The organism is Shewanella sp. 10N.286.52.B9 (assembly GCF_002873635.1).
Taxonomy (GTDB): Bacteria; Pseudomonadota; Gammaproteobacteria; order Enterobacterales; family Shewanellaceae; genus Shewanella.
The window spans coordinates 48309-54421 of sequence record NZ_MCTY01000001.1; the positions used below are offsets into that span (position 1 = coordinate 48309).

Consider the following 6113-nt stretch of genomic DNA (forward strand, 5'->3'; position numbering starts at 1 on the left):
CCACTAACACATCCCCAGCACTTCTGTGACCAGCTTTTTAATACCCACATTAGCCTCAGCTATGGACGTCGCCAACATATAGGCTGGGGTGGTTACCAGCCGATTTTGCTTATCAATAACGATATCAGCGCAAGTACTCTCTAAATGCTCACCACCCATTTCATTAAACGCCTGTGCGGTACCACTGTCATTACCAATGGTGCCTTGGGGGGCGTTATTAAAAATTCGCGGCAACATAATGGGTGCGATACACATAAAGCCCATTGGTTTGTTGGCGAGCACAAACTCTTGAATAAAACTTTCCACCTGTGGCTGCAGCACGCAATCACTACCTGCAACGGCAAAATCACACAAGTTTTTAGCAGCGCCAAAACCACCCGGGACAATTAAGCCATCAAATTGATCAATATTTAGCGCATTAATATCACTGATTTCACCACGGGCAATGCGCGCCGACTCCTCTAATACATTTCGCTGCGCATCCACATCAACTTCACCGGTTAAATGATTGACTACATGCAATTGATTAATATTTGGCGCAAAACAATGATAGCTCGCCCCTGCCTGAGATAAAGCTAATAAGGTTAAAACCGACTCTTGAATTTCTGCGCCGTCGAACACCCCATTTCCACTGAGTAAAACCGCAATATTTTTCATTACTGATCCCTTGCCATTGTATTAATTTAACCTTTTTTCAACAAATCTATTGATCTGTTCAAAAAACATGCTAACTTAGATTTCCTCAAATCTCCTCATGGTTTAAAACTGAACTAAGAATTCAGTTAATTCAAGGAAGAATATTAAAAAGTCCACAAATTGGGAATATATTTTAAAACTATAATTCAACTCACAAATATTATATTTACTACAACAAATCAAAGGCTTAACCGTTTTACTTCCTGTCGTAGTTAAAACACACCTAAATGATTAATTAATTCACTCACAGACTTATCCACAGCCTGGGATAAAATTTGCCGTGGCCGAAAAGCCCTGTATGTGGCATTCTAGAGCCATCTCAGAATACTGAATATGAAGCCAAACTATGCCAACAATCCCCAATAACCCACTCGTCCTTGTGGATGGTTCCTCTTACCTTTACCGTGCTTATTATGCCCCACCTCATTTAACTAATTCTAAAGGTGAAGCTACGGGTGCTGTTTATGGTGTAGTCAACATGCTACGCAGCTTAATGAGCCGCTATAATCCAAGTCATATTGCGGTAATTTTCGACGCTAAAGGCAAAACTTTCCGTAATGATATGTATAGCGAATACAAAGCTCAGCGCCCACCAATGCCTGATGATTTACGTACCCAAATTGCCCCATTGCATGCCATTATTAAAGCATTAGGCTTACCATTAATCAGTATTGAAGGTGTTGAAGCCGATGACGTTATTGGCACCATCGCGCTCAAAGCTAGTCAAGAAGGTCGAGCAACCTTAATCAGCACTGGTGATAAAGACATGGCGCAACTTGTAGATGAACATGTCACCTTAATTAACACCATGACCGATACCATTATGGGCCCAGAAGAAGTCACCGCTAAGTTTGGTGTCGGCCCAGAGTTGATCATCGACTTGCTCGCCATGATGGGCGATAAAGCCGATAACATTCCAGGTCTGCCCGGTGTTGGTGAAAAAACCGCATTAGCAATGCTAACGGGGGTTGGCGGCGTCGATAAACTTATCGCCAATCCTGAGAGCGTGTTAGATGTGACTTTCCGCGGCTCTAAAACCATGCCAAAGAAAATTGCCGAAAATAAAGACATGCTGCAGCTGTCATACGATCTTGCCACCATCAAAACCGATGTGGAGTGGGATAATGACTGGGATAAATTAGCCACCAAACCACAAAACCGCGATGAATTAGTTAAGCTTTATGGTGAAATGGAATTCAAGCGCTGGTTAGCAGAAGTATTGGATAATAAATCAGGCTTTAATACATCAAGCAAGTCTAACACCACAGAGGAAATCACGCCTGTCGCTGCGGCCATTGAAGTTGAATATGACACCATATTAACCGAAGCGCAGTTAACCCTTTGGATTGAAAAGCTATCAAAAGCTAAATTAATTGCCATCGACACCGAAACCACCAGCCTAAACTACATGGAAGCAAAGCTGGTCGGTATTTCATTTGCAATAGAAGCAGGTAAAGCGGCTTATTTGCCGTTAGCCCATGATTACTTAGACGCACCACAGCAACTTGCTATGGAGTACGCACTTGAGCAATTAAGACCGATTTTAGAAAATGACCAACTTGAAAAAGTCGGCCAAAACCTAAAATACGATATCAGTATCTTTGCCAATGCAGGCATCAGCCTTAAAGGTGTTCGCTTTGATACCATGCTTGAGTCCTACGTGTTTAACTCTGTCGCCTCTCGTCATGATATGGACGGATTAGCCCTTAAGTATCTTGGTCATAAAAATATTAGCTTTGAAGAAATTGCCGGCAAAGGCGCAAAACAGTTAACCTTCAACCAAATTAATTTGGATGTAGCAGCGCCCTATGCAGCAGAAGATGCCGACATCACCCTGCGTTTACATCAGCACCTATGGCCAAGAATAGAGAAAGAGCCAACACTCAGCTCAGTATTTAATGAACTTGAATTACCGCTAATCCAAGTATTATCAAATATCGAACGTCAAGGCGTACTCATTGACAGCATGCTGCTCAGTCAACAAAGTGATGAACTTGCACAGAAGATTGACGATCTTGAAACTAAGGCTTATGACATCGCCGGTGAGAAGTTTAACCTCGGCTCTCCAAAGCAATTACAGGCATTATTTTTTGATAAACTTGGCTATCCGGTCATCAAAAAGACCCCAAAAGGTGCCCCGTCAACCGCAGAAGATGTACTGGTTGAATTAGCCCTAGATTACCCGCTTCCTAAAATTATTTTGCAGCACCGCAGTCTGTCAAAATTAAAGAGCACCTATACCGACAAATTGCCATTAATGGTTAATCCTGTTACCGGGCGCGTGCATACCAGCTATCATCAAGCCAATGCCGCCACAGGACGTTTATCATCAAGCGAGCCAAACCTGCAAAATATCCCTATCAGAACCGAAGAAGGTCGCCGCATTAGGCAAGCTTTTATCGCCGCTGAAGGCCGTAAAGTATTGGCTGCCGATTACTCGCAAATTGAATTACGCATCATGGCGCATCTTTCACAAGATAAAGGCTTATTGACAGCATTTGCTGAAAATAAAGATATTCATAAAGCCACCGCAGCAGAAGTATTTGGGGTGCATTTTGAAGAAGTGACTACCGAGCAACGCCGCCGAGCTAAAGCGGTTAACTTCGGTTTAATCTATGGCATGTCAGCGTTTGGCTTGGCCAAGCAGCTAGATATCCCACGTAAAGAAGCTCAAACCTACATTGATACTTACTTCGCCCGCTATCCTGGCGTATTGAAGTACATGGAAGACACCCGCGCGTTAGCCGCTGATGTTGGCTATGTCGAAACCCTTTACGGCAGACGACTGTACTTACCTGATATTAAAGACAGAAACGCCATGCGCCGTCAGGCGGCTGAGCGCGCAGCGATTAATGCGCCAATGCAAGGCACTGCCGCTGATATCATCAAAAAAGCGATGATAAAGATCGCCGCTTGGATTGAGAACGACACTCAAGGTGAGATCACCATGATGATGCAGGTGCACGATGAATTGGTTTTCGAAGTGGATGCAGATAAAGCAGAAGCCTTGAAGAGCAAGGTCTGTGAACTGATGGCCGAAGCGGCCTCCATTGATGTGATGCTATTAGCTGAAGCAGGACTTGGAAACAATTGGGATGAGGCGCACTAGGGTTTAACGACTCACATATACACCTAAACAGATGATGAAACGGATGCGGCTAAACAGATAGTCATTGCCGAATACAAAATACCTGTAATGAAAAATTTACAGGTATTTTTTTTACCTGCTTGTTTACCACTTAGTCTTTTGCACAAAAAACGCTGATAAACCCAGCATAAATTGTGTTGCTGCTCACAATATTGTTCATTTTAACGAAAAACAGTTTTTCATTTAAAGGCTAATACCGTATTATCTTCGCTGTAGGGTACAGAGGTTAAGATGTTCCATCTTTCAGACCTTTTTATTTCACTAGAAATAGTGACAAGCCGAATTATGGCGCTCCAGCATCTATATATGCTGGAGCTTTTTTTTGCCCAAAATAAATTTTAGAGTAAATACTTTAACTACATTTAAGAAACAGGTATTATGAGCTTATTGAGCGTCATCAATGAGTAGATGGCACTTGAGTCTTGTTGAATTTAGCTTCTCCCCAAAAGAGCTAATTTTTTTAACCGATAGCTATTTAGTTATCGGTTTTTTTTTGCCATTATTCGAAACTCGACTTTTAAATGCAAAAAAGGCTACTAAGTACAAAGTCTTAATAGCCTTTTTAAACTGAAGCAAGAATTAGTTATTCTTATTCAGCCTGCTCTTGCGATGCTTGCTCCGCTTCAGTGAGCCAGCTTGGGTTACACCACTCATTTAAAATGCCTAGCACTTTAGGTTTACCAGTCCCTTTAGTAGAAGAGAAAGGTTCAACTTTAACCCAATCCCCATACTCAGCTAACTCTTTACGCACCGCATTAACTGTCTTCATTTTGACGTTTTGCGCGAGCTTATCAGACTTAGTAAGCAAAGCTAACACTGGGATTTCACTCAGCACAGCCCACTCAATCATTTGCAAATCGAGATCTTTAAGCGGATGGCGAATATCCATTAACACCACAACACCGCTTAAACAGGCGCGCTCTTGTAAATATTCACCTAAAGCTTTTTGCCATTTATTTTTTAATGCTAAAGGCACCTTAGCAAAACCATAGCCAGGCAAATCAACTAGACGACGGTTTTCTTCAAGTTCAAAAACATTAATAAGTTGAGTACGACCGGGGGTTTTACTGGTTCTTGCTAAGCCTTTTTGATCCGTTAATGCATTCAAGGCGCTTGACTTACCTGCATTAGAGCGGCCAGCAAACGCTATTTCTACTCCGGCATCACCAGGTAAGTACTCATTTAAGTGTGCAATGTCTGGCGCACTAATTAAAAACTTGGTTTTTCGAAAATCTATACGCGTTTCTGACACGATTTACTCCAATAATTTTTAGGTAATACCTTAATTATGTAAGATTTGCTTACTTTTCCACATTTTCGTGTAAAATATTACCCGGATCACAGTTTGTAGATTTTACCACGCTTGCAGGTCACCCTAGTAAGCTCAGGACAATAAATTAAACAAGAAGTTGGAACGCCATGAAAAAGTTAGCTCTTGCGCTGTCTGTATTTGCCGCTATATCAACCCCTGCAATCGCTGAAGGTAATGTGGAAGCGGGTAAAACTAAATCAGTTATGTGTTCAGCCTGTCACGGTGTTGACGGTAACAGCATTGCTCCTATTTGGCCTAAACTGGCCGGACAGCACGCATCTTATCTAGAAAAGCAATTACATGATTTCCAAGCGGCGGCTAAAAGCGGCGGCAAAGAAGGTCGTAATGATCCTACCATGATAGGCATGTCAATATCCTTATCTGAACAAGATATTAAGGATGTTTCTGCATATTATGCTAGCCAAACATTAAATGTAGCCGATGTGGCGAGTATACCTGCTGAAGGCGAAGCCCTTTATAAAGGCGGCGATATGGATCGTGGTATCACTTCATGCATGGCATGTCATGGACCAGATGGTAAAGGCGCAGAGCTTGCAGGCTTCCCATCAATTGGTGGTCAACATGCTGATTATGTCAAAATCCAGCTAAATAAATTCCGCGATACAAATCGTAACAACGATCTCAATGGCATGATGCAAGATGTTGCTAAAAAGCTAACTGACAGTGATATCCAAGCATTATCTCAATATATTTCAAGCCTTAAGTAAATTTTACTGCTCGCGCTGACAACGACAAAAAGGGTGACAATTCACCCTTTTTTACAACCTCAAGTTTACGTTTACGTAAACTTGAGGTTATTGAGGCTTGACAGAGATCACTCTTTTAGGGTTAAATAGCCCCGTACCGAAATGAACCCAACTGTCAGAACAAAAATATCAATTCTATCTCACAGATTTCGGCTACGTTTACATTTAAGATATAAGAATAATATTTACC

Annotated in this window: 4 protein-coding genes; 2 read left to right on the top strand and 2 right to left on the bottom strand. The window is 41.9% G+C overall.

From position 1 onward, the window contains the following. Nucleotides 1-3 precede the first annotated feature (3 nt). A complete protein-coding gene (gene elbB, locus BCU91_RS00230; protein ID WP_102435885.1) occupies nucleotides 4-657 on the bottom strand; it encodes an isoprenoid biosynthesis glyoxalase ElbB in 654 nt (217 codons plus the stop codon). Nucleotides 658-1042: 385 nt separating this feature from the next. Between elbB and polA the strand changes: the two genes are divergently transcribed. After that, entirely contained in the window at nucleotides 1043-3805 is a 2763-nt protein-coding gene (gene polA / locus BCU91_RS00235; RefSeq protein ID WP_102435887.1) for a DNA polymerase I, read from the top strand. A 628-nt stretch (nucleotides 3806-4433) separates the two neighbouring features. On the opposite strand, the gene yihA is transcribed toward polA, so the two are convergent. After that, nucleotides 4434-5096 carry a ribosome biogenesis GTP-binding protein YihA/YsxC gene (yihA, locus tag BCU91_RS00240; RefSeq protein ID WP_102476002.1) on the bottom strand — a complete coding sequence of 221 codons (663 nt, stop codon included), beginning with the start codon at nucleotides 5094-5096 and terminating at the stop codon, nucleotides 4434-4436. Nucleotides 5097-5263: 167 nt separating this feature from the next. Here yihA and BCU91_RS00245 point away from each other — a divergent pair, with 167 nt between their 5' ends. Beyond that, complete coding sequence (locus BCU91_RS00245) at nucleotides 5264-5884, top strand: c-type cytochrome (protein WP_102435891.1); 621 nt, start codon at nucleotides 5264-5266, stop codon at nucleotides 5882-5884. Nucleotides 5885-6113 lie beyond the last annotated feature (229 nt).